Source organism: Streptomyces sp. NPDC014734 (assembly GCF_043083325.1).
Lineage (GTDB): Bacteria > Actinomycetota > Actinomycetes > Streptomycetales > Streptomycetaceae > Streptomyces.
The window spans coordinates 1-21,181 of sequence record NZ_JBIBYN010000029.1 but is presented as its reverse complement, the minus strand read 5'-3'; the positions used below and the strand labels follow the sequence as shown (position 1 = coordinate 21,181).

The 21,181-nt window shown below is 72.8% G+C and carries 18 protein-coding genes; 9 read left to right on the top strand and 9 right to left on the bottom strand.

Features of this window, described 5'->3' with window-relative positions:
- Positions 1 to 11 precede the first annotated feature (11 nt).
- Genes ACF1CT_RS32670 through ACF1CT_RS32660 form a run of 3 tightly spaced genes read right to left on the bottom strand, consistent with a single transcriptional unit; the run spans position 12 to position 3,021 of the window.
- On the bottom strand, positions 12 to 998 hold the full coding sequence (locus ACF1CT_RS32670) for an acyl-CoA dehydrogenase family protein (protein WP_391787625.1): 987 nt from the start codon (positions 996 to 998) through the stop codon (positions 12 to 14).
- A complete protein-coding gene (locus ACF1CT_RS32665; RefSeq protein ID WP_391787624.1) occupies positions 998 to 2,173 on the bottom strand; it encodes an acyl-CoA dehydrogenase family protein in 1,176 nt (391 codons plus the stop codon). Before ACF1CT_RS32665 ends, ACF1CT_RS32670 begins: the two co-directional genes overlap by 1 nt.
- Positions 2,173 to 3,021, bottom strand: a complete 849-nt coding sequence (locus ACF1CT_RS32660; protein ID WP_391787623.1) for an enoyl-CoA hydratase — start codon at positions 3,019 to 3,021, stop codon at positions 2,173 to 2,175. Before ACF1CT_RS32660 ends, ACF1CT_RS32665 begins: the two co-directional genes overlap by 1 nt.
- Before the next feature lie 45 nt (positions 3,022 to 3,066).
- Here ACF1CT_RS32660 and ACF1CT_RS32655 point away from each other — a divergent pair, with 45 nt between their 5' ends.
- The 4 genes from ACF1CT_RS32655 to ACF1CT_RS32640 are packed head-to-tail and all read left to right on the top strand — an operon-like array spanning position 3,067 to position 6,311.
- The gene (locus ACF1CT_RS32655; RefSeq protein ID WP_391787622.1) at positions 3,067 to 3,690 is read left to right on the top strand and encodes an acyl-CoA dehydrogenase family protein; all 624 of its coding nucleotides are present in this window, start codon (positions 3,067 to 3,069) and stop codon (positions 3,688 to 3,690) included.
- Positions 3,687 to 4,472, top strand: a complete 786-nt coding sequence (locus ACF1CT_RS32650) for an SDR family oxidoreductase (protein WP_391787621.1) — start codon at positions 3,687 to 3,689, stop codon at positions 4,470 to 4,472. Before ACF1CT_RS32655 ends, ACF1CT_RS32650 begins: the two co-directional genes overlap by 4 nt.
- 60 nt (positions 4,473 to 4,532) lie before the next feature.
- Positions 4,533 to 5,144 carry a TetR/AcrR family transcriptional regulator gene (locus ACF1CT_RS32645; RefSeq protein ID WP_391787620.1) on the top strand — a complete coding sequence of 204 codons (612 nt, stop codon included), beginning with the start codon at positions 4,533 to 4,535 and terminating at the stop codon, positions 5,142 to 5,144.
- A gap of 9 nt (positions 5,145 to 5,153) precedes the next feature.
- The gene (locus ACF1CT_RS32640) at positions 5,154 to 6,311 is read left to right on the top strand and encodes an acetyl-CoA C-acetyltransferase (RefSeq protein ID WP_391787619.1); all 1,158 of its coding nucleotides are present in this window, start codon (positions 5,154 to 5,156) and stop codon (positions 6,309 to 6,311) included.
- Between the two features lie 162 nt (positions 6,312 to 6,473).
- On the opposite strand, the gene ACF1CT_RS32635 is transcribed toward ACF1CT_RS32640, so the two are convergent.
- Positions 6,474 to 7,700 (bottom strand): cytochrome P450, encoded by a 1,227-nt coding sequence (locus ACF1CT_RS32635; RefSeq protein WP_391787618.1) that lies wholly within the window; start codon positions 7,698 to 7,700, stop codon positions 6,474 to 6,476.
- Positions 7,701 to 8,060: 360 nt separating this feature from the next.
- Between ACF1CT_RS32635 and ACF1CT_RS32630 the strand changes: the two genes are divergently transcribed.
- Positions 8,061 to 8,708 (top strand): TetR/AcrR family transcriptional regulator, encoded by a 648-nt coding sequence (locus ACF1CT_RS32630; protein ID WP_391787617.1) that lies wholly within the window; start codon positions 8,061 to 8,063, stop codon positions 8,706 to 8,708.
- Positions 8,709 to 8,998: 290 nt separating this feature from the next.
- On the opposite strand, the gene ACF1CT_RS32625 is transcribed toward ACF1CT_RS32630, so the two are convergent.
- Genes ACF1CT_RS32625 through ACF1CT_RS32610 form a run of 4 tightly spaced genes read right to left on the bottom strand, consistent with a single transcriptional unit; the run spans position 8,999 to position 12,460 of the window.
- Entirely contained in the window at positions 8,999 to 10,048 is a 1,050-nt protein-coding gene (locus tag ACF1CT_RS32625) for an NAD(P)H-dependent flavin oxidoreductase (RefSeq protein ID WP_391787679.1), read from the bottom strand.
- Positions 10,049 to 10,068: 20 nt separating this feature from the next.
- On the bottom strand, positions 10,069 to 10,845 hold the full coding sequence (locus tag ACF1CT_RS32620) for a CoA-transferase subunit beta (protein WP_391787616.1): 777 nt from the start codon (positions 10,843 to 10,845) through the stop codon (positions 10,069 to 10,071).
- On the bottom strand, positions 10,842 to 11,690 hold the full coding sequence (locus ACF1CT_RS32615) for a CoA transferase subunit A (RefSeq protein WP_391787678.1): 849 nt from the start codon (positions 11,688 to 11,690) through the stop codon (positions 10,842 to 10,844). Before ACF1CT_RS32615 ends, ACF1CT_RS32620 begins: the two co-directional genes overlap by 4 nt.
- A 14-nt stretch (positions 11,691 to 11,704) precedes the next feature.
- Positions 11,705 to 12,460, bottom strand: coding sequence for an enoyl-CoA hydratase family protein (locus ACF1CT_RS32610; RefSeq protein ID WP_391787615.1), 756 nt, complete (start codon positions 12,458 to 12,460; stop codon positions 11,705 to 11,707).
- A gap of 134 nt (positions 12,461 to 12,594) precedes the next feature.
- Here ACF1CT_RS32610 and ACF1CT_RS32605 point away from each other — a divergent pair, with 134 nt between their 5' ends.
- The gene (locus ACF1CT_RS32605; RefSeq protein ID WP_391787614.1) at positions 12,595 to 13,515 is read left to right on the top strand and encodes an SDR family oxidoreductase; all 921 of its coding nucleotides are present in this window, start codon (positions 12,595 to 12,597) and stop codon (positions 13,513 to 13,515) included.
- Between the two features lie 443 nt (positions 13,516 to 13,958).
- Here the strand turns inward: ACF1CT_RS32605 and ACF1CT_RS32600 are convergent, their stop codons facing one another.
- Positions 13,959 to 14,732 carry a methyltransferase domain-containing protein gene (locus tag ACF1CT_RS32600; protein WP_391787613.1) on the bottom strand — a complete coding sequence of 258 codons (774 nt, stop codon included), beginning with the start codon at positions 14,730 to 14,732 and terminating at the stop codon, positions 13,959 to 13,961.
- A 527-nt stretch (positions 14,733 to 15,259) separates the two neighbouring features.
- Here ACF1CT_RS32600 and ACF1CT_RS32595 point away from each other — a divergent pair.
- The 3 genes from ACF1CT_RS32595 to ACF1CT_RS32585 all read left to right on the top strand — a co-directional run bounded on the left by ACF1CT_RS32595 (position 15,260) and on the right by ACF1CT_RS32585 (position 21,026).
- A complete protein-coding gene (locus ACF1CT_RS32595; protein WP_391787612.1) occupies positions 15,260 to 18,550 on the top strand; it encodes an amino acid adenylation domain-containing protein in 3,291 nt (1,096 codons plus the stop codon).
- A 159-nt stretch (positions 18,551 to 18,709) separates the two neighbouring features.
- On the top strand, positions 18,710 to 20,023 hold the full coding sequence (locus ACF1CT_RS32590; protein ID WP_391787611.1) for a diaminobutyrate--2-oxoglutarate transaminase: 1,314 nt from the start codon (positions 18,710 to 18,712) through the stop codon (positions 20,021 to 20,023).
- A gap of 58 nt (positions 20,024 to 20,081) precedes the next feature.
- Positions 20,082 to 21,026: an ornithine carbamoyltransferase gene (locus tag ACF1CT_RS32585; protein WP_391787610.1), complete on the top strand. Its 945-nt coding sequence runs from the start codon at positions 20,082 to 20,084 to the stop codon at positions 21,024 to 21,026.
- The last annotated feature ends 155 nt before the right edge of the window (positions 21,027 to 21,181 follow it).

Sequence of the window (21,181 nt, the reverse complement as noted above, 5' to 3'; positions counted from 1 at the left end):
GTTCGCGCGCTTCAGACGGCCAGGACCCGGGCCCGGCAGGCGGCCGGGGTGCCCCAGGCGTCGCGCAGCGGGCGGGCCTTGCGGATCCACAGGGACAGGTCGAGTTCGTCCGTGTAGCCGATGGCCCCGTGCAGCTGCAGGGCCGTGCGGGCGGCCCGGTGCGCGGCTTCGCCTGCCGCGGCCTTGGCGCCGGCGATCTCCCGTCCGGCCGCGTCGTCGCCCGAGGCGAGGGCGAGCGCGGCGCCGTGCACCAGCGGTTCGGCGAACTCCAGGGCGACGAGGAGGTCCGCGAGCCGGTGTTTGACGGCCTGGAAGGAGCCGATGGCCACATCGAACTGGGTGCGACGGCGGACGTGGGCGACGGTGTGGTCCAGCAGCGCGCGGCCGAGCCCGAGGGCCTGCGCCGCGGTGGCGAGCGCCGCCGTGTCGGCGGCGTGCGCCGCGGCCCGTGCCACGCCCCGTCCCCGGGTGAGGACCGTACCGCCGGACGGACGCGACAGGCGGCGTGCCGGATCGGCCGAGGGCTGCACCGGGCCGTGCTCCCCGGCGGCGTACAGCGTGTCGCCGTCCACGACCAGCACCGTGTCGGCGGCGTCGGCGTCCAGGGCGTACGGGCCGAGGGCGGTCAGGCGGAGCGAGGCGAGGGTCTTTCCGGCGGCGATGCCGGGAAGCAGGGTCGCGGACAGCCGGTCGTCGTCCAGCCGGTCCAGCAGGGCCGCGACGGCGACCGTCTCGACCAGCGGGCCGGGGACGGCGTGCCGCCCCAGCTCGGCGAAGGCCGTGGCCAGTTCGAGCGGCAGCACACCGAAGCCGTTGTGCCGCTCCGGCACGGCGAGCCCGAACACCCCGGCCCCGGCCAGCCGGGCCCAGACGGCCCGCCCCGGGGCGTGGTCGCCGTCCGCCCAGGCCCGGATCGCGGCCGGGGTGTCGCAGGAGGCGAGCAGGGCGTCGAGGGAGCGGGCGAACTCCCGCTGCTCGGTGTCGAGGAGGAAACGCATTACCGGCGTCCCTTCGGCAGGCCGAGCAGTCGCTCGGCGATGATGTCGCGCTGGATCTCGTTGGTGCCGGCGTAGATGGGACCGGCCAGGGCGAAGGTGTAGCCCTCGGCCCAGGCCCCGTGCGCGGGGGAGTCGGCGGCGTGGTCGGCGAGTTCGCCGGACGGCCCGAGCAGGTCCAGCGCCGTCTCGTGCAGGGCGATGTCCAGTTCGGACCAGTAGACCTTGTTGAGGCTGGAGGCCGCCGGGGCGGGGCCGTCCTCGCCGTGCAGGACGCGCGAGGCCGCCGCGTAGGAGAACAGCCGGTAGGCGCGGGCGGCGATCACCGCGTCGGCGACCCGGTCGCGCAGGGCGGTGTCGGCGGGGTCGCCCTGCGCGTGCCAGAGTGCGGTCAGCCGGTCGGCGGCGGCCGTGAACCGGCCCGGACTGCGCAGGGTGAGGCCGCGCTCGTTGCCGGTGGTGCTCATCGCGACCCGCCAGCCCCGGCCGGGCTCGCCGATGACGTCCCGGTCGGGGACGAACACCTCGTCCAGGAAGAGTTCCGCGAAGGCGGGTTTGCCGTCGATCCGTCCGATGGGCCGCACGGTGACACCCTCGGCGTCCAGCGGGAACATCAGGTAGGTCAGTCCCCGGTGCGGCCGGTCCGCGCCCGGATCGCTGCGGAACAGGCCGAAGGCCCGGTCGGCGAAGGCGGCCCGGGACGACCAGGTCTTCTGGCCGCTCAGCAGCCAGCCGCCGTCGGTGCGCACGGCCGTCGACCGCAGCGACGCCAGATCGGATCCCGCCTCCGGCTCGGACCACGCCTGTGCCCAGACGACCTCGCCGCGGGCCATCGGGGGCAGGACGCGGGCCCGCTGCTCGGCGGTCCCGTACTCGAAGAGGGTGGGGGCGAGCAGGTTGATGCCGTTCTGGCCGACCCGGCCGGGAGCACCGGCGGCGTAGTACTCCTCCTCGAAGAGGAGCCAGCGCAGGATCGAGCAGCCCCGGCCGCCGTACTCCTCGGGCCAGGAGACCACCGACCAGCGGTCGGCGGCGAGTTCGGCCTCCCACTCGCGGTGGGCGGCGAAGCCCTCGGCGGTCTCCAGGGAGGGCAGCGGGGCGGCCGGGACGTGGGCGGCCAGCCAGTCGTGGACCTCCGCGCGAAAGACGAGGTCGGCCTCGTCGAAGTCGAGATCCATCAGGAACCCGCCTTCTTCATCGCGCGGACGTCCATGCCACCGAGGGAGTCGGCGGCGGTCTCGGCGTTGTGCGCGTGGGCGAGGTGGTGCAGGCCGAACACCGAGTCCATCCCGGCGTGCATCCCCTGGAGGTCCTCGGCCTGGTTGACGGCGCGTTTGGTCAGGGCGAGGCCGAGCCGCGGCATCTCGGCGATGCGGAGCGCCAGCTCGCGGGTGCGGTCGGCCAGTTCCTCCCGGGGCACCACACGGTTGACCATGCCGATCTCGTACGCCCGCCGGGCGCTCATGCGGTCACCGGTGTAGAGGAACTCCTTGGCGACGCGCGGCGGCATCACCCAGGGATGGGCGAAGTACTCGACGCCGGGGATGCCCATCCGGACCACCGGGTCGGCGAAGAAGGCGTCCTCGCTCGCCACGATCAGATCGCAGACCCAGGCGAGCATCAGCCCCCCGGCCACGCACGCGCCCTGCACGGACGCGATCACCGGCTTGGGCAGTTCCCGCCACCGGCGGCACATGCCGAGGTACACCTCGGACTCGCGGGCGAAGCGGCTCTCCGCACCTTCCTTGTCCGAGTGGTCCCACCACAGCCCCGCCCTGCGCTCGAAGGGCAGATGGGCGTCCCGCTCCGGGGTGCCGATGTCGTGCCCGGCGGAGAAGTGCCTGCCCGCTCCGGCCAGGACGACGGCCTTGACGCCGCCGTCCTCGGCCGCCCGGTAGAAGGCCCGGTCCAGGGCGTAGGTCATCACGGAGTTCTGCGCGTTGCGGTAGTCGGGTCGGTTCATCGTCACCGTCGCGACCGGGCCCCGCTTCTCGTAGCGCACCGGTTCGTCGTGGGCGGCCGTCATCGGCCCTCCTTCCCTAACAAGTGTTTGGTAGATTAACGTACCCCCATGAGCAGCGTCGAGGAGTTCCGCACCGAGATCCGCGGCCGGCCCGCCGCCCGTCCCGCCGGCGCCCACGCGGACCCGGGAGGCCGCGGCGGACCGGGCCGCGAGCACGAGGCGTTCGCCGAACGGATCGCCCGGGGACGGCACACGGCCGCCGGACGGACCTGCGCGGGCCGGCCCGAGAAGTTCGGCGGCCGGGGCGCCGCCCTCGGCCGTCAGACCGCCTTCCGGCGCGGGCCGCGGACCCTCGTCGGCCTCGCCGTACGCGACGGCGCGGCCGAGGACCCGCCGGCCCGTGACCGGCCCGCCCGCGCCCGGACGGGACTGGAGACCATCCGCCGCAACGCCCCGCGCACACTGGACGACGTGGCGGCCGGGGCGCCCGGACCCGAGGCGTCCATCGGGAAGACCTTCTGGTCCACCGGGCACCGCGAACGCCGCGAACCCGCCATGGGCGTCCGCAGGGACGACGGCACGCCCACCGCCGCGGAACCCCACGAACTCGACGGCCGGCAGCGGCTGTTCCTCTTCTCCCGCTCCGACACCATCCACGCCGGATCGAACGAGATCCCGCGCGACAGCATCGCCGAGCGCGTCCTCGGCCTGCCCGGGGAGGCCCGTCCATGACCCCTCAGCCGACCTACGTACCGGGCCACCGCCTCCTGGCCGGCCGCACCGCGGTGATCACCGCCGCCGCGGGCGCCGGCATCGGCGGAGCGACCGCCCGCAAGTTCCTGGAGGAGGGCGCCCGGATCGTCATCGGCGACGCCCACGAGCGCCGCCTGAAGGAGAGCGCCGCCGCCCTCGCCGAGGAGTTCGGCCCGGAGAACGTCGCCGGACTGCCCTGCGACGTCACCGACGAGCAGCAGGTGGACGCCCTGTTCGGGCTCGCCGCCGAGCGCCACGACGGCCTCGACATCGTCGTCAACAACGCAGGACTCGGCGGAACTGCCGAACTCGTCGAGATGAGCGACGAACAGTGGGCCAGGGTGCTCGACGTCACCCTGGGCGGCACCTTCCGCTGCACCCGGGCCGCCCTGCGCCGCCTCAGGGAACAGGACGGCGGAGGCGTCGTCGTCAACAACGCCTCGGTCGTGGGCTGGCGGGCCCAGCGGGGGCAGGCCCACTACGCCGCGGCGAAGGCCGGAGTCATGGCGCTGACCCGGTGCGCAGCCCTGGAGGCCGCGGACTTCGGCGTCCGCGTCAACGCCGTCGCCCCGAGCCTCGCCATGCACCCGCACCTGGTGAAGGTCACCACCCCCGACCTGCTCGCCGAACTCACCGAGCGCGAGGCATTCGGCCGCTACGCCGAGCCGTGGGAGATCGCCAACGTCATCGTCTTCCTGGCCAGCGGCTACTCCTCGTACCTGACCGGTGAGACCCTCTCGGTCAGCAGCCAGCGGGCGTGAACCGATGACCGCACGCGCAGACGCCGGGGCCGTCGGCGCCGCGGTGCGGGAGGGCGTGCGGTGAGCTCCTCCGCCCAGCGACGGGATGAACTCCTGGCCGTCGCGGCCGAGGTGTTCGCCGCCCAGGGGTACAACGCCACCACCGTCCGGCGCATCGCGGACGCCGCCGGGCTGCTCGCCGGCAGCCTTTACTACCACTTCGACTCCAAGGAGTCGATGCTGGACGAGGTCCTGTCGGCCTTCCTGAACGAGTTGCGGGCGGCGTACGACTCCGTCCTGGCCGCCGGACTCGGGCCCCGGGAGACCATCGAGGCCCTCGTCACCGAGTCCTTCCGGCAGATCGACCGGCACGGGGCCGCGGTCGCCATCTACCAGAAGGAGTCCGGCCACCTCGCCGCCCAGCCGCGCTTCGGCTATCTCGCCGATTCCCGGTCGACGTTCGAGGACGCCTGGCTGCGCACCCTGGAACGCGGCGTCGCCGAGCGGGTCTTCCGCGGCGACCTCGACATCCGGCTCACCTACCGATTCGTGCGCGACACCGTATGGGTGGCCGCCTCCTGGTACCGCCCCGACGGCATCCACGGCCCGGAGGAGATCGCCCGCCAGTACCTGTCCATGGTCCTGGAGGGAATCACCCCGCGGGGCCGGCACAGCCACCACGACCCACACTGAGGAGCAGTCATGGCCGAGGCCTACATCGTCGAAGCGGTCCGCACCCCGGTCGGCCGGCGCCGGGGCGGACTGTCCGCCGTGCACCCCGCCGATCTCGGGGCCCATGTCATCAGGGCGCTGATCGAGCGCACCGGTGCCGACCCGGCCGCCGTCGACGACGTCGTCTTCGGCTGCCTCGACACCGTCGGCCCGCAGGCCGGTGACATCGCCCGCACCGCCTGGCTCGCCGCGGGTCTCCCCGAGGAGGTGCCCGGCACCACCGTCGACCGGCAGTGCGGATCCTCCCAGCAGGCCGTGCACTTCGCCGCCCAGGGTGTTCTCTCCGGCACCCAGGACCTTGTCGTCGCGGGCGGTACGCAGAACATGTCGATGGTCCCGATCGCCTTCGCCAGTCGTCAGGCCGCCGAGCCACTCGGACTGACCGACGGCCCCTACGCGGGCTCGGAGGGGTGGCGCGCCCGCTACGGGGACGCGCCCGTCAACCAGTTCCACGGCGCCGAGCTCATCGCCGACACGTGGGACATCACCCGCGAGGCCATGGAGGAGTTCGCGCTGCGTTCGCACCGACGGGCCCTGCGCGCCATCGACGAGGGCCGGTTCGACCGGGAGATCGTCCCCTACGGTGAGGTCACCACCGACGAGGGACCGCGCCGCGACACCTCGTTGGCGAAGATGGCGGCCCTCAAACCGGTCGTCGACGGAGGCCGGCTGACCGCCGGGGTCTCCTCGCAGGTCTCCGACGGGGCCTCGGCGCTGCTCATCGCCTCCGAACGGGCCGTCGCCGAACACGGCCTGACGCCACGGGCCCGCGTCCACCACCTGTCGGTGCGTGCCGAGGACCCGATCCGGATGCTGTCGGCGCCGATCCCGGCCACCGCGTACGCGCTCAGGAAGGCCGGAATGACCCTCGACGACATCGACCTCGTCGAGATCAACGAGGCGTTCGCCCCCGTCGTCCTGGCCTGGCTGAAGGAGACCGGGGCCGATCCGGACAAGGTCAACGTCAACGGCGGCGCCATCGCGCTCGGCCATCCGCTCGGCGCCACCGGCACCCGGCTGATGACGACCCTGCTGCACGAACTGGAACGCACCGGTGGGCGCTACGGCCTGCAGACCATGTGCGAGGGGGGAGGGCAGGCCAACGTCACCGTCATCGAACGGCTCTGAGGCGACGAACGGGCCGACGCCACGAACCGGTCGGCCGGCCCGCCCGCCCGCGCGGGAGGAGCGGTCCGGGGGCGGCCGTGCCGGGAGGGCCTTTCGTCCGCACCACGCCGGGCCCCGCGAGCCCGGCCCGGTCCGGACGGCAGGGCCCCGCTCTCCAGGTCGTCACCAGGTGACGGGCAGTTCGTAGGCGCCGTACAGGCCGGCGTCGGTCTTGAACGGGACGTCGTCGACGGGCACCGCCAGACGCAGTGCGGGGATGCGGCGGAACAGCGTGTCGAAGACGATCTGCAGTTCCATGCGCGCGAGATTCTGACCGAGGCACTGATGCGGCCCGAACCCGAACGCGATGTGATGGCGGGCGCCGCGCTCGACATCCAGGTCGCCGGGGTTGGGAAACACCTCGGGGTCCCGGTCGACCGACAGCCCGGAGACGACGACCCCCTCGCCCTCACGGATGGTCACCTCGCCGATCCGCACGTCCGCCGTGGCCACTCGGGAGGTGACCAGGTCCGCGATGGAGAAGTAACGCAGCAACTCCTCCACCGCCATGGGCGTCTTGGCGGGATCGTTCCTGATAGCGGCCAACTGGTCCGGATGGTTCAGCAGTCCGACGACGCCGAGGGAGATCATGTTGGCGGTGGTCTCGTGCCCGGCGACCAGCAGCAGGAACGCCGTGCTGACCAGGCTTTCGTGGTCCAGTGTGCCGTTCGCCCGCTGCTTGGCGATCAGTCGGCCGAACAGGTCGTCACCGGGCTCGGACTCCTTTCGGCTCATCAAGTCGTCCATGTAGGAGCGCAGTTCGTCGAACGCCTTCTGGCGTAACTCGGACGGAACCGTGCGGCGGATCGCCGTACTTGTGCGGTTCTGGAAGAAGCCGTGGTCGGTGTACGGGGCACCGAGCAGCTCGCAGATCACCAGCGAGGGCACCGGAAGTGACAGCGCCTGCACCAGGTCGACGGGGCGCTCCTCGGCGGCCAGCATCTCGTCGATGAAGCCGTCGACGATCTCCTGTATCCGCGGCCGCATGGCGTTGAGCCGCTTCACGGTGAACTCGCCGAGCACCGCGCGCCGTGCCGCGGTGTGCTCCGCACCGTCCAGTCCGATCATGGACGGGGGCTGTGCGCGCAGTCGCCGACGCGTCGTCGGGTCGGAGTCGAAGAGCGGGAAGTGGTCCCTGCGGCGGTCGGAGGAGAACCGCCGGTCCGCGAGGATCGCCCGTCCTTCCTCGTGCCCGGAGACCCACCACGTCTCGTCCCCGTCCGGCATGCGGACCTTGGTGACCGGCGCCTGCGCGCGCAGCCGCGCGTACTCCTCCGGAACCGTGAACGGGCAACTGCGCTCGACCGGAAGCTGTTGGCCCGTGAGCCCACCGGTGACACTTCCTGCCATGACGGCCTCCCAATGCAGTGGGGTTGGATGCGGTTCCCTGGGACAAACGTGAATCCTCGTTCACGATGCCATGCACGCGGCGTGCCATGTCAAGTACCACTGATCCAAAGGGTATTTCTGTGACCGCAGCCCGAAACATGCTTCCTCGTTCCGGTGAACACGGGTTCGCGATTTCGGCCGGTTTTGCGCACGTCCGGCGCGGCTCCCGGCCCCGGGACCGGAAGGAGGGGCGGCGGCCCCGCCGCCGACGCGGCACGTCGGGACGGACCCGGCCGGGCGCCCTGTCCCGGACGCGCGGATGTGCCCGACGACCGGTCGGTCGTTTCCGCTATCGGGCCGTCGCCCGGTAGTGTCCCGTCCGTGGCTTCGGGAAACGCACCGCCGGGATTCAACCCGCCGCTGCAGGCGCGGAGCCGGGCGGCGTTGCAGCGCATCCTGGTGGCGGCCGAGCAGGTGCTGGCCGCGACGGGGTTCGACGAGTTCACCATGGCCGCCGTCGCGGACCGCGCCGGGCTGTCGGTCGGTGCGATCTACCGGCGTTTCGAGGGCAAGGAACAACTGCTGAACGCGGTCAAGGACCGGCTGCTCGCCCGCGTGGAGGAGGACATCACCGTCGCCCTCGGCGCCGTTGACGGAGGTCTTTCGGAGGTCGTCGACGCGTTCACCCGCTCGTTGGCCGACGGCTTCTCCGCCGGCGCCCACGTCATTCCCCACGTCGTCGGCAAGTCCCGCGGCACGGAGTCGTCCGAACGCTCGCGACGCGCGTTGGAGCACATCGAGCGGTTGTTCCTCGCCTCGGCCATGGCCCACGCCGGAGAGATCCGTCGCGCCGAGCCGTTGGCCGCACTGCTCGTCGCCTTCCGGACGATCACCGCCGCCTGCGTCCACCGGACGGTCACGCTGCACGTCTGGCCCGACGGCATCTCCTGGAACCGCTGGTCCCAGCAGGTCGCGGATATGGCGACGGTGTATCTGACCAGCCCCGAACGCGAGGACCGCCCCGCATAGCGACCACAGCAGCCGGGGGCTCACGCGCACGCACCGCTCCCGTTCCGTCCCAACCGGCCACGAGCCGAAGGACGTTCATGCAGTGGACGGGCACCGCCGCCGTTCGGAACGCGAACACACCTTACGGTCCTGATCAGATCTTTGGCTGAAACCGAGGGCTTGCCGGGGAGGTCGCCGACGACGACCGCACATGGCAGCACCCGTCTCGGGACCGAAGCGGAGGAGGAGTCCATCGGCGCGAGAGGGGCGGTCCGCAACCCCGGACCGCCCCGACGGCGCGCGGGGAGCCGTCAGCCGGTACCGGGGAGCGTCTTCAGCGTGGCCTGTGCCTCGGCCATGATCCGGTCGACCAGCTCCGCACAGGACGGCAGGTCGTCGATCAGGCCCGCCACCTGACCCGAGGCCATCACCCCGCGGTCGGTGCGCCCGTCGATCATCGAGGCCTTCAGGAGCATCGGGGTGTTGGCGGCCATCAGGACCTGGCCCCAGGTCATTTCCCTGCCGTGCCTCATCGCCCGTCCGTCGCGCACCAGCCGGGGCCAGCTCGTCCCGGACTCCTTCCGGAAGGCCGAGGCGTGCCGCAGGGCCCGCAGCAGCGAGGCCGTGCGGCCCGAACGCTCCAGGGCGTCGACCAACTCGGTGCGCAGCATGCGGTGCGGCAGCCCGTCCACCTTCGTCGTGACCGTGACGTCCTTCACCGTGGCGGCCAGGTACTTCTCCTTCACCGCCACCGGGACGGTGCTGTCGGAGGTGAGCAGGAAACGTGTGCCCATGCCGATTCCGGCCGCTCCGTAGGCGAGCGCGGCGACCAGACCGCGGCCGTCGTGGAAGCCGCCGGCCGCGATCACCGGGATGCCGACGGCGTCCACGACCTGGGGGAGAACCACCGTGGTGGCCACGTCTCCCGTGTGGCCGCCGCCCTCGCCGCCCTGCACCATCACCGCGTCGGCACCCCACGCGGCGACCTTCTCCGCGTGCCGCCGGGCCCCGACGGACGGGATGACGACGACGCCCGCTTCCTTGAGCCGGGCGATCAGTTCCCTGGACGGCGCGAGCGCGAAGGACGCCACCCGCACACCCTCGTCGATGATGATCCGCACCCGGTCGGCGGCGTCCGCCGCGTCCGCCCGCAGATTGACGCCGAACGGCGCGTCGGTGCGGGACCTCACCTCGCGGACCGCCCCGCGCAGCCGTTCGACGGTCATCGTGGCGGAGGCGAGGATCCCGAGCGCCCCCGCGTTCGCGGCGGCCGACACGAGGCGGGGGCCGGCCACCCAGCCCATTCCGGTCTGCACGATCGGGTGGCGGACCCCGGTCAGCGCGGTCAGCGCCGTCGGGATCGGCCCCGGTTCCGGCCCGCTCATGCCGGAACCTCCCGCTCGCGCAGTCCCTTCGGATCGATGACCTCGCGGATCAGACGGAGTTCCTCCCCGGTGGGCTCGCGGGTGAACGGCACCTCGTCGGGGACCGCGAGGGGGAATCCGGTGGCCTCGGCGACCTGGTCGACGCCCACCCCGGGATGCAGCGAGCGCAGCCGCATCGTGCGGTCGGGGGTCTCGAAGTCGAACACACCGAGATTGCTGACGACTTCGGGGATGCGGTGGTAGCGGGTCGCGGAGGGCCCGGCCGCCTCCGCCCGGTCGTACCCGACCCCGCTCACCATGTCGACGCGTTCGACGAACACCCGGGCCGAATGTCTGGGAACCCAGTAACTCGTCGGATTGTTCAGGGTGTTGCCGGGGGCACCGCGCACCCCGAGCAACTGCCGCAGGGGCCGGGACCAGTCGCCGATGCAGGAGATGTTCTGGTTGCCGTGCCGGTCCAGCTGGCTGGCGCCCATCATCACGTGCCGACGGCCGGTGGAGACGAGCGCGAGATGCTGGCGGAACGGCAACCAGCCCTCGACCACGCCCGGTTTCGCCCCCACTGCGGGCACGTCGCCCATGAGCAGCGCCTCCCCGTCGGTCAGCAGCAGGCCGGGCGCGAAGGTGAGCCGCGCCAGGCGTGCCCCGATCGAGGGCACGGTGCCCATCGGGCTGGCCAGGACCTCGCCCGCGCCCCGCCAGACCTCGGCACAGGCCACCACGCAGTACTCGGCGCGGGTCGCCCGCTCGGTTCCGGTCTCGGTGGCGCTCATGCTTCCTCCTGGTGGAACGCCGCGACGGCGGCCTGGTAGCCGGCCTCGTCCCCGGACAGGAACCGTTCGGTGAACGCCCGCCACGCCTCGGGATCGCGGGCGGCCCGGACATAGGCGCGCTGGAAGGCCTCGTCCCGGTCGTGGTCGGGCACGCACGAGGTGAAATGCGCGCCGTTCGGCGTCTCGACGACCCCCTCCACGAACAACCGCTTCACCAGGAGTGTCTGCGGGCCGTGCTCCTTGAGCAGGTCCGCCGTGTCGACGATCCGCTCGCAGGACAGGTACGCGCGGTCGGCGGCCTCGCAGAACAGGTCGTCGAAGTACGGGTCCGGTCCGAGGTACTGGCCGTTGCCCTGCGCGTCGGCGCGGTTGACGTGGACCAGTGCGGCGTCCAGGCGCAGGGCCGGGGCGGCGACCAGTTCCTCACCGTCCCCGTAGGGCGAGGTGACGGTGCGCAGTGACGGATTGACCGTCAGCACGTCCGAGCCGAGACCGGCCCGTACCGGCATGAAGGGCAGCCGGTGCACCCCGGCGGTCAGCCCCCACATGAGCATCGCCTCGTCGAGCTCGGTCATCTCGAACGCGCCGCGCTGCCGGGCCGCGGTGAAGTGCGGTTCCAGGGGGATCGAGTCGAGCGTCCCGAACGCCGCGACCAGCCTGCGGATCTTCCCCGCGGCCGCGAGCAGACCGACGTCCGGGCCGCCGTACGAGACCACGGTCAGATCGGTGAGGTCGGAGCGCAGCAGCGCCCGAACCAGTGCCATCGGCTTGCGGCGCGACCCCCAGCCGCCGATGCCGATCGTCATTCCGCTCTCCAGACGGCCGACGACATCGTCGACCGTCATCGTCTTGTCCCGAGTCACGCCTGCCGCTCCTTGTCCGTGCCGAAGGTGCCGCGCACCCGGTCGGCGACGCCGCTGAGGTTGGCCTCGAAGGTGAAGCCCTGTTCGAACCGGTAGCTGCGGCGCACGTCGACCGGGTCGATGCCGTTGATGGCGGACTTGGCGAGCCGGATGAGATACCCGTCCTTGGCGGCGATCTCCCGGGCCAGTTCGAGGGCCGCGGTGGTCAACCGCTCGCGCGGGACCACACGCCAGACCGAGCCGTGCCCGTGCAGCTCCTCGGCCGTCACGGTGCGCGAGGTGTAGTAGAGGGCGCGCATCAGATGCTGGGGGACGAGCCGGGCCAGGTGCGTGGCCGCGCCGAGCGCCCCGCGGTCGAGTTCCGGCAGGCCGAAGGTCGCGTCGTCGCTGGCGACGACGGCGTCCGCGTTGCCCACCAGGCCGATGCCGCCGCCGAGGCAGAACCCGTGCACGGCGGCGACCACGGGGACCTCGCACTCGTAGACCGCGGCGAACGCCTCGTAGCAGCCGCGGTTGGCGCCGATCAGCGCCTCGTGCCCGGCCGAGCGCCGCATCTCCTTGATGTCCACGCCCGCGTTGAAGCCCCGGCCCTCGGCGGTGAGCACCACGCACCGGACCCCCGGATCGGCTCCGGCGGCGCGTACGGCGCCGGCCAGTTCGTACCAGCCCCGCACGGGGAGCGCGTTGACCGGTGGGAAGTCCACGGTGACGAGCGCGACGCCCTCTTCCGGGGCGGAGGTGGAGACACCCATGAGCAGATCAGCTACCTTTCCACCAAATGTTTGTTAGGTAGAACGTAGCAGTGATGCGGAGGCCGCGGGAGAGTCCCGTGCCACTGAGCGGCCCGGCCGCCCCGGCACCCGCCCCGACCGGAAGGACACCTGACATGACCTCACCGACCGCCCTGTGCGCCGGACGCGTCGCCGTCGTCACCGGCGCCGGCCGCGGACTCGGCCGCGCACACGCCCTTGCCCTCGCCGCCGAGGGAGCCCGGGTCGTCGTCAACGACCTCGGCGTGGACCTCGACGGCTCCGGAGCCGCGACCGGCCCCGCGCAGCGGGTCGTCGACGAGATCCGCGCCCGCGGTGGCGAGGCCGTCGCGCACGGCGGCGACATCGCCACCACCGACGGAGCGGCCTCGCTCGTCGCCACCGCGCTCGACTCCTTCGGCCGGCTCGACACCCTCGTCAACAACGCCGGATTCCTCCGCGACCGGATGTTGGTGAACCTGGACGAGGACGACTGGGACGCGGTGATGCGCGTCCACCTCAAGGGACACTTCCTGCCGCTCAGGCACGCGGCGGCGCACTGGCGCGCCGAGGCCCGGGCCGGCCGGGTCCCCGAGGCGCGGGTGGTCAACACCGGCTCCGGGGCGGGACTGCTGGGCAGTGTCGGCCAGGGCAACTACTCCGCCGCCAAGGCGGGCATCGTCGGCCTGACCCTGGTCGCCGCCGCCGAGATGGGCCGGTACGGGGTCCAGGTCAACGCGATCGCCCCGGCCGCCCGCACCCGGATGACCGAGCGGACCTTCGCCGAGACCATGGCTGCGCCCGGCGACGGCCGATTCGACGCGATGGCCCCGGAGAACGTCTCACCGCTCGTGGTGTGGCTGGGTTCGGCGGCCTCGGCGGGCGTGACCGGCCGGGTCTTCGAGACCGAGGCCGGCCGGATCACCGTGATGGAGGGCTGGCGACCGGGCCCCACCGCCGACAAGGGCGCCCGCTGGACACCTGCCGAGGCCGGGGCGGCGGCCGTCGAACTGCTCGCCGCGTCCGGGAAGCCGCAGCCCGTGTACGGCGCCCGCTGACCGGCGCGCGAACGCGTACGACGGAGCGGCGCCGCCATGTCGCTCAACGGCTGTCTGACGCCACAGGACATCGCACGGGCCGTCCTGTTCCTGGTCTCCGAGGAGAGCACCACACCACCGGGCCCGTGTGCTCTGCGCCGGCCGCGGCGCGGAGGCGGTCCTGCGCGGCCCCGCGGACTTCCGAGGGCCGTGCCCAGCCGCCCCGGACACCGCTCGGGGCCGGACACGGCGGTGCCCCGCCCGCCCGGCCGGGGCACCGCCACAGGTCCGCCGGGCGTGCGGTGGTACAGCACCACGGTCGGCCTCCACCGGCCCCGTCCCTGCGCGGCCATCGTCGACCGCCTCACCTTCGACGGCACGGTCACCGAGACCGGCGGCACAGCCTCCCACCGCCTTCGCCGGTACCCGAGCACGAGCCGAAGCCCCGCCGGGGCCCGGCCGGATCAGCGGGAGCAGATCACGCTGACCAGAGTGAACGATGCGTAGAACGGTCCCTGGGAGAGGCCGGCGAACCAGCGATGGCCGCGGTCCCGGTCGATGCGGCCTTCGTCGACGGCCTTCTGCATGTTGCGGCCGAGGCCCAGGGTGTGATCCGCCTCGTGGAAGTCACGGAAGACCGGTGTCGTGGCGAGCACAGCTTCGATGCGGAAGCCTGCCTGTGCGGCGAAACGCGCAAGGCTGCGCCCGATGGTCGCATGGCGGACCATCTCCGCAGTGGTGTAGCGGGTGAAGGCGCGGCTCGTCTCAAGGTCCTCGGCGTCGACGATCAGGGTGTCCCAATCGGGTTCGGCAAGGCCGATCCGCGCGCCCGGCCGGGCTGCACGACGGAGTTGTGCAAGAGCATCGGCGGGCTCGGCGACATGCATGAGGACTCGGTCGATCTTGGCCCGGTCCACGGTGCCCGGCTCGACGGGGAGTGCGTGCGCGTCCCCTTCACGGATCTCCACCCGGGGCAGGTCGTTCGTGCGTTCACGAGCCCGGGCAAGCATGGCCGGGTCATGGTCGACGCCGATCACCGTGCCCGAGTCTCCGACACGTTCCGCCAGCGCGGGCAGGTCTGTGCCCGGGCCGCATCCCACGTCCAGGACGGTCTGGCCCTCCCGGAGATCCAACAGGTCGAGCAACTGCTGCTTGTACGCACGGCCCGCTTCGCCGGCGGCGGCCCGCAGCATGTAGGAAGCCTGATCAGGCCGGGGCACGCCAGGAATCGATGACATACGGGCCAGTCAAACACTCAGTTCCCCGCCCGACGTCGTTTCTCGGGTTCCGGCTCACATTCCGTGGAGCACGCGCTCTGCGTGACGACTGCCGAGCGAGCCGGCACCGGGGACATCGCCCGGAACCGGAACGTACCGGGTGCGCCCGAAGACCCGGGGGAGTGCCGGCGGGGACGGTGGCTCGACTCGCCCCCTCGCGGATCCTCGTCGCGGGTGAGCCGGCCCAGCAGGGCTCCCCGGTGCTCGATCCACCGCCGGGAAGTCCGCCGCGCTGCTGCGGGCCCGGCCCACCACCCGAAACGATTCGGCGGCCCGCCCCGCGCGGTGGGGCGGGCTCGCTGCGGCAGGACACCAATCACCAGACCGCCGACGGCCGCCGGAGGCGGGCAAGGGAGTCATGGGCAGGAGTGGGCCGCCGACGCGGCTGCCGGAAGTTCTCTGGGCGGGAGGCGGGGCGGCACGGAGACTCGCAGATGTCCGGAGCCGTCGCCAGGCCCCGGACTCGTCCGCATCCATGGAGGTGACCGGTGGACAGCGCTGATGCCCGGGAGACGCGTGCCGGCCGGCCGATGTCGTTCGCACAGCGGCGGTTGTGGTTTCTGGACAGCCTGCGCCCCGGTACGCCGGACGATCTGCTGCCCCTGGCGCTGCGCATCCGCGGCGACCTCGACGAGAAGGCACTGACCGGCGCGTTCGCCGCGGTGCTCGCCCGTCACGAGGTGCTGCGGACCCGGTACCCGGCCGTGGACGGCGAGCCGGTCGCGGTGGTGGAGCCCACCGTGGACGTACCGTGGGACCACCGGGATCTGCGGCACCTGCCGCCCGAGGAGCGCGAGTCGCGGCTCGCGGGGCTCGTCGCCGCCGAACTCGTCAGGCCCCTGCCGCTGGAGACCGCGCCACCGCTGCGATTGACCCTGGTGCGGCTGGCCGAGCAGGAGCATCTGCTGCTGATCGTGGTCCACCACATCGCCTTCGACTTCTTCTCCTGGCCGATCCTCACCCAGGAACTGGCGACCGGCTACCGGGCCCGCACCGACGGCACCGCACCGCGGCCCGGACCGGCGCCGCTGCCCCTGCAGTACGCCGATGCCGCCGCCCAGCAGGCCGCACGGCTGGCGGGACCGCGCGGCGAGCGCCAACTCGCCCACTGGCGCGAGCGACTGGCAGGCCTGGAACCCCTGGACCTGCCCACCGACCGGCCCCGCCCGGCGGTCTGGGACGGCGCCGCAGACATCGCCCGCTTCACCATCCCGGCCGAGCTCGCCTCGGAGGTGGACCGGGTGGCCCGGGAGCACCGGGCCACCCGGTTCATGGTGCTGCTCGCCGCCTTCCAGGCCACCCTGGGACGGCTCGCCGGCCGGAGCGACGTCGCGGTGGGCACCCCGGTCAGCGGTCGGGGCCGGCGCCCGCTCGACCAGCTGATCGGGCTGTTCGTGAACTCCGTGGTCCTGCGCGCCCACCTCGACGGCGCACCGTCCTTCGCCGAACTGCTGCGCCGGGTGCGGACGGACACGCTGGCCGCGCTCACCCACGCCGAGCTGCCGTTCGAACGGATCGTCACCGAGCTGGCCCAGCAGCGCGATCTCTCCCGCAACCCCCTCTTCCAGATCTCCTTCCAACTGCTCACCCTGCCCGAGGAACCGGACCATCTGCCCGGCCTGGACACCGAGATGGTCTCCACCCCCGCCTCCGGCACCGCCTTCGACCTGGCGCTGGACCTCCTCTCCCAGCCGGACGGCCGGATCTCCGGACGGATGCAGTACGCCACCGCGCTCTTCGATCCGGACACCGCCGAACGGATCGGCGCCGCCTTCGTGGCCCTGCTGACCGCCGCCGTGGCCGAACCGGAGGCCCCGGTCGCCCGGCTCGCGGGCGCACTGGCGGATCTGCCGGGGCGGGAGCGGCGCAGGCTGCTGGCCCAGGGCGACGGCACCGCGCTGGAGGTACCGGACGTCCCCTGGACCGAGCTGTTCGCCCGGCAGGCGGCCCGCACCCCCGACGCGGTCGCCGTGAGCGGCCCCGGCGGTGCTCTCACGTACGGCGAACTGGACACCCGGGCCAACCGGCTGGCGCACCGGCTGGCCGCGATGGGCGCCGGCCCGGGCACCCCCGTCGGGGTCTTCCTGGAACGCGGCCCCGCGCTGCTGGTGGCCCTGCTGGCGACGCACCGGGCAGGCGCCGTCTACCTGCCGCTCGACCCGGGCTACCCGGCCGGCCGGATCGGCTACCTGCTCCAGGACGCCGGGGCCGAGGTGCTGGTCAGCGAACGGGCGCTCGCCGGGAGGCTGGACGGCACGGGACCCGGGCCCCGGCCCGGCGAGCGGCGCACCCTGCTGCTCGACGACCCCGCGGAGGCGGCCGGGCCGGCCGCCGCTCCTCGTACTGCACCACCGCGCCGTCCGGGTCCGGACGAACTTGCCTACATGTTCTACACCTCCGGCTCCACCGGCCATCCCAAGGGTGTGCTGGTCGAGCACCGTTCCCTTACCCACTTCCTGGTGGCGATGGCCGGCCGGCTGCCGCTGCGTCCCGGCGGCACCTTCCTGGGCATCACCTCGGTCTCCTTCGACCCCTCACTGATGGAGCTGTGCCTTCCGCTGCTGACCGGGGCCCGGCTGCTGCTGGCCGACCGCGAACAGGCCCGCGACCCGGAGCGGATGGCCGCGCTGATCGACACCGCCGGGACCGCCCTGGTGCAGGCCACCCCGGTGACCCTGCGGATGCTGCTGGACACCGGCTGGCGGCCGGGCGCCGGGATCACCCTCCTCAGCGGTGGCGAGAAGCTCCACACCGACCTCGCGGTCCGGCTGGCCGCCGACGGGGCCCGGGTATGGGATCTGTACGGCCCCACCGAGACCACCGTCTGGTCCACCACCGCCCGCCTCGACGCCCACGGGCGGACCGTGGACTGGGAACTCCGCGGCAACACCCGGCTCCATCTCCTCGACGGGCGGATGGAACCGGTGGCCGAGGGCGCGGTCGGGGAGATGTACATCGGCGGCAGCGGACTGGGCTGGGGCTACCACGGCCGCCCGGCCCAGACGGCCGGGGCATTCGTCCCCGATCCGTTCGCCGGCCGGCCCGGGGCACGCCTGTACCGCACCGGCGACCTGGCCCGCCGACGCCCCGACGGCTCCCTGGACATCCTGGGCCGCGCCGACCACCAGGTGAAGATCCGCGGCCACCGGATCGAGCCGGGCGAGATCGAGTCCGCGCTGCTCGCCCTCGGCCCCTTCCGGGCCGCGGTGGTCCTCGCCGTACCGCAGCCGGACGGCGACCAACGGCTGGCCGCCTACCTGGTGCAGGGGGAGGACACCACCGGCACCCCCGGCCACGAGGAGCTGCGCACGGCCCTGCTGGCCGTCCTGCCCGACTACATGGTGCCCGAAGCCTTCGTGACGCTGGACGCCCTGCCGCGCACACCGAACGGCAAGGTCGACCGCAAGGCGCTGCCCCCGGTGGCGCATTGGCGCCCGGCCGGGGACACCACCGCCGGAGCACCGCCGCGCACCGGCCCGGAACGCACCGTGGCCGGGATCTGGCAGGAAGTGCTGGGCGTCCAGGACATCGGCGTCGACCACGACTTCTTCCAGCTCGGCGGGCACTCCCTGCTCGCCACCCGGGTCTCGGTACGGCTGCGGGCCGCGCTCGGCATCGACGTCCCGGTCCGGGCGCTCTTCGAACACCCCACCGTGGCCGCGCTCTGTGCCGCGCTCCCGGGCTACCCGGCCGTCGCCGCCGGACCGTCCGCACCGGTCCTGGGCGCGCGGCGCCGACCACGCCGCCCCGCCGCCCGGCTCGCGGACGGCGGCCGGTAGCGAGGAAGCCCGGCACGGTGGCGGGGCCGCCACGGCTCCGCCACGCCACCGACAGCCACTCCATGTCACCGCACCGCGACGGCACGTCATACCGGAACAGGGCCGCCACCCCCGGCCGGCCGGCACGACGGGCGAGAACCGAAAGGACCACCGATCACCATGACCATCGCGTTCACCCCTCCCGTCCCCGCGCCGCCGTCCCCCGCCACGGCCGAGGCACCGGACGTCGCCGTCTTCGAGCGTCACGAATCCCATGTCCGCAGCTACTGCCGCAAGTTCCCGGTGGTCTTCGAGCGCGCCAGGGGCGCACGGCTGTACGCCGAGGACGGCCGCGTCTTCACCGACTTCTTCTGCGGCGCGGGATCGCTCAACTACGGCCACAACCCCGGCCCGATCAAGGAGCGGATCGCCGACTACCTCGCCTCCGACGGGATGATGCACGGGCTCGACATGTACACCGTGGCCAAGCGGTCCTTCCTGGTCGCGCTCAACGAGCACATCCTGCGCCCCCGCGGCCTGGACTACACCGCCCAGTTCGCCGGACCCACCGGCGCCGACGCCGTCGAGGCCGCGCTGAAGCTGGCCCGCAAGGCCACCGGACGCCGCGGGATCTTCGCCTTCAGCGGCGGCTACCACGGGATGACGCGGGGCTCGCTCGCCGTCACCGGCAACGGCCGGGCCCGCCGCGCCGGCGGGGTGCACGGGCAGGACGAGGTCACCTTCATCCCCTACGAGGACGGACCTCAGGGCCCCTTCGACTCCGTCGCGTTCATCGAACGACTGCTCGCCGACTCCTCCTCCGGGGTCGAGGTACCCGCAGCGGTGATCGTCGAGCCGCTGCAGATGGAGGGCGGCGTCTACCAGGCGTCCCCGGACTGGCTGCGCCGACTGCGCGCCGTCACCGAACGCCACGGCATCCTGCTCATCTGCGACGAGATCCAGTCCGGGTGCGGCCGTACCGGCACGTTCTTCGCCTTCGAGGAGTCCGGCATCGTCCCGGACGTCGTCACCGTCTCCAAGTCCATCAGCGGCTACGGCCTTCCGCTGGCCCTCACCCTCTTCCGCCCCGAACTCGACGTCTGGGAGCCGGGTGAGCACACCGGCACCTTCCGCGGCAACCAGCTCGCCTTCGTCGCCGCGACCGCCGCCGCCGAGCTGTGGAGCAGCCCGGACTTCCTCGACCGACTGCCCGGACCCGCCCGCCGGCTTGCCGCGTTCGGAGCCGAACTGGCAGCCGCGGACCCGGAGATCACCATCCGGGGCCGCGGCATGGTGCTCGGCGTCGACCTGGGCCGCTGCGGCGGCGGCAAGCGCGCCGAAGAGGTGCAGCGGTATGCCTTCGACCACGGGCTGATCGTCGAACTCTCCGGCCGGAACGACGAGGTGATCAAGGTGCTGCCGCCGCTGACCATCACCCCCGAGGAGCTCGACCACGGCATCGGCGTGCTGCGCGCCGCCCTGCTCGCCCGCTGACACCCGGGGCAGCCCGGCCGAAGCCGCCCCCGAACCGCTCCACCCAGGAGGAAGCACCATGCCCCAGGCCGAACGCCGCCATCTGATCTCCATCGACGACCTCTCCGACGAGGAGCTGCAGCACATCACCCGGCGCGGCGCCGAGTTCTCCGCGGGCGCCGCCGACGACGTCCGGCCCCTGGCGGACACCGTCGTGGGCGTGCTGTTCCGCAAGACCTCCACCCGTACCCGCACCGCATTCTCCGCCGGGGCGCTGCGGCTGGGCGCCCGGCTGATCACCTACGGCCCCGGCGACCTCCAGGAGAACACCGGGGAGACCGTGGAGGACAGCGCCGCGGTTCTCTCCCGCATGATCGACGTGCTGGTGGCGCGCACCGCGGGTCCCGAGCGCGAACTGCGCGCCTACGCCGACCAGCGGCGGATGGCCGTCGTCAACGCGATGAGCCAGGGGGAGCACCCCACCCAGGCGCTGGCCGACCTCACCACGCTGCTGCGCAGGTTCGGCCGGATCGAGGACCTGCACGTGATCTACGTGGGCGAGGGCAACAACACCGCCTCCGCCCTTGCCCTGGCGCTCTCCCGCTTCCGGGGCACCCGGCTCACGCTGCGCACCCCGCCCGGGTACGGGCTGGCGCCGGAGTTCCTGGAACGGGCCGCGATCAGCGCGAAGCGGAGCGGTGCCCGGATCGAGGAGCGCCACGACATGGCGGACCTGCCGGCCGCCGACGTCGTCTACACCACCCGCTGGCAGACCACCGGGACCGTGAAGCCGGCCGCCGACTGGCGCGAGGTGTTCGCGCCCTTCCAGATCACCGAGAAAACCATGGCAAGCAGCCCCGACGCGGTCTTCATGCACGACCTCCCCGCCCATCGAGGCGAAGAGGTGACCGCGGACGTGCTGGACGGCCCGGCGAGCATCGCCTTCGACCAGGCCGAGAACAAATACCACAGTGCGCGCGCCGTTCTCGAATGGTGCGCGGCAGACCGGAGCCCCGAGAGGTAGAGCGTCATGGCCGCGGAAAAGCAGACGGAAGAGCAGGAAGCCGTTTATCTGCCCGGTGGGCGTTGGCGGTTGTGGGAGCAGTTCTCGTTGCGTGGGCCGGGTTTTCCGGTGGGGGGTGTGTTGGATCTGGCGCCGGTGGATGTGTCGGTGTATGC

Coding starts and splice junctions, on each gene's coding strand:
- ACF1CT_RS32670 (WP_391787625.1), bottom strand. CDS start 998: ATGCGTTTCCTCCTCGACACCGAGCAGCGGGAGTTCGCCCGCTCCCTC.
- ACF1CT_RS32665 (WP_391787624.1), bottom strand. CDS start 2,173: ATGGATCTCGACTTCGACGAGGCCGACCTCGTCTTTCGCGCGGAGGTC.
- ACF1CT_RS32660 (WP_391787623.1), bottom strand. CDS start 3,021: ATGACGGCCGCCCACGACGAACCGGTGCGCTACGAGAAGCGGGGCCCG.
- ACF1CT_RS32655 (WP_391787622.1), top strand. CDS start 3,067: ATGAGCAGCGTCGAGGAGTTCCGCACCGAGATCCGCGGCCGGCCCGCC.
- ACF1CT_RS32650 (WP_391787621.1), top strand. CDS start 3,687: ATGACCCCTCAGCCGACCTACGTACCGGGCCACCGCCTCCTGGCCGGC.
- ACF1CT_RS32640 (WP_391787619.1), top strand. CDS start 5,154: ATGGCCGAGGCCTACATCGTCGAAGCGGTCCGCACCCCGGTCGGCCGG.
- ACF1CT_RS32635 (WP_391787618.1), bottom strand. CDS start 7,700: ATGGCAGGAAGTGTCACCGGTGGGCTCACGGGCCAACAGCTTCCGGTC.
- ACF1CT_RS32620 (WP_391787616.1), bottom strand. CDS start 10,845: ATGAGCGCCACCGAGACCGGAACCGAGCGGGCGACCCGCGCCGAGTAC.
- ACF1CT_RS32615 (WP_391787678.1), bottom strand. CDS start 11,690: ATGACGGTCGACGATGTCGTCGGCCGTCTGGAGAGCGGAATGACGATC.
- ACF1CT_RS32610 (WP_391787615.1), bottom strand. CDS start 12,460: ATGGGTGTCTCCACCTCCGCCCCGGAAGAGGGCGTCGCGCTCGTCACC.
- ACF1CT_RS32605 (WP_391787614.1), top strand. CDS start 12,595: ATGACCTCACCGACCGCCCTGTGCGCCGGACGCGTCGCCGTCGTCACC.
- ACF1CT_RS32600 (WP_391787613.1), bottom strand. CDS start 14,732: ATGTCATCGATTCCTGGCGTGCCCCGGCCTGATCAGGCTTCCTACATG.
- ACF1CT_RS32590 (WP_391787611.1), top strand. CDS start 18,710: ATGACCATCGCGTTCACCCCTCCCGTCCCCGCGCCGCCGTCCCCCGCC.
- ACF1CT_RS32585 (WP_391787610.1), top strand. CDS start 20,082: ATGCCCCAGGCCGAACGCCGCCATCTGATCTCCATCGACGACCTCTCC.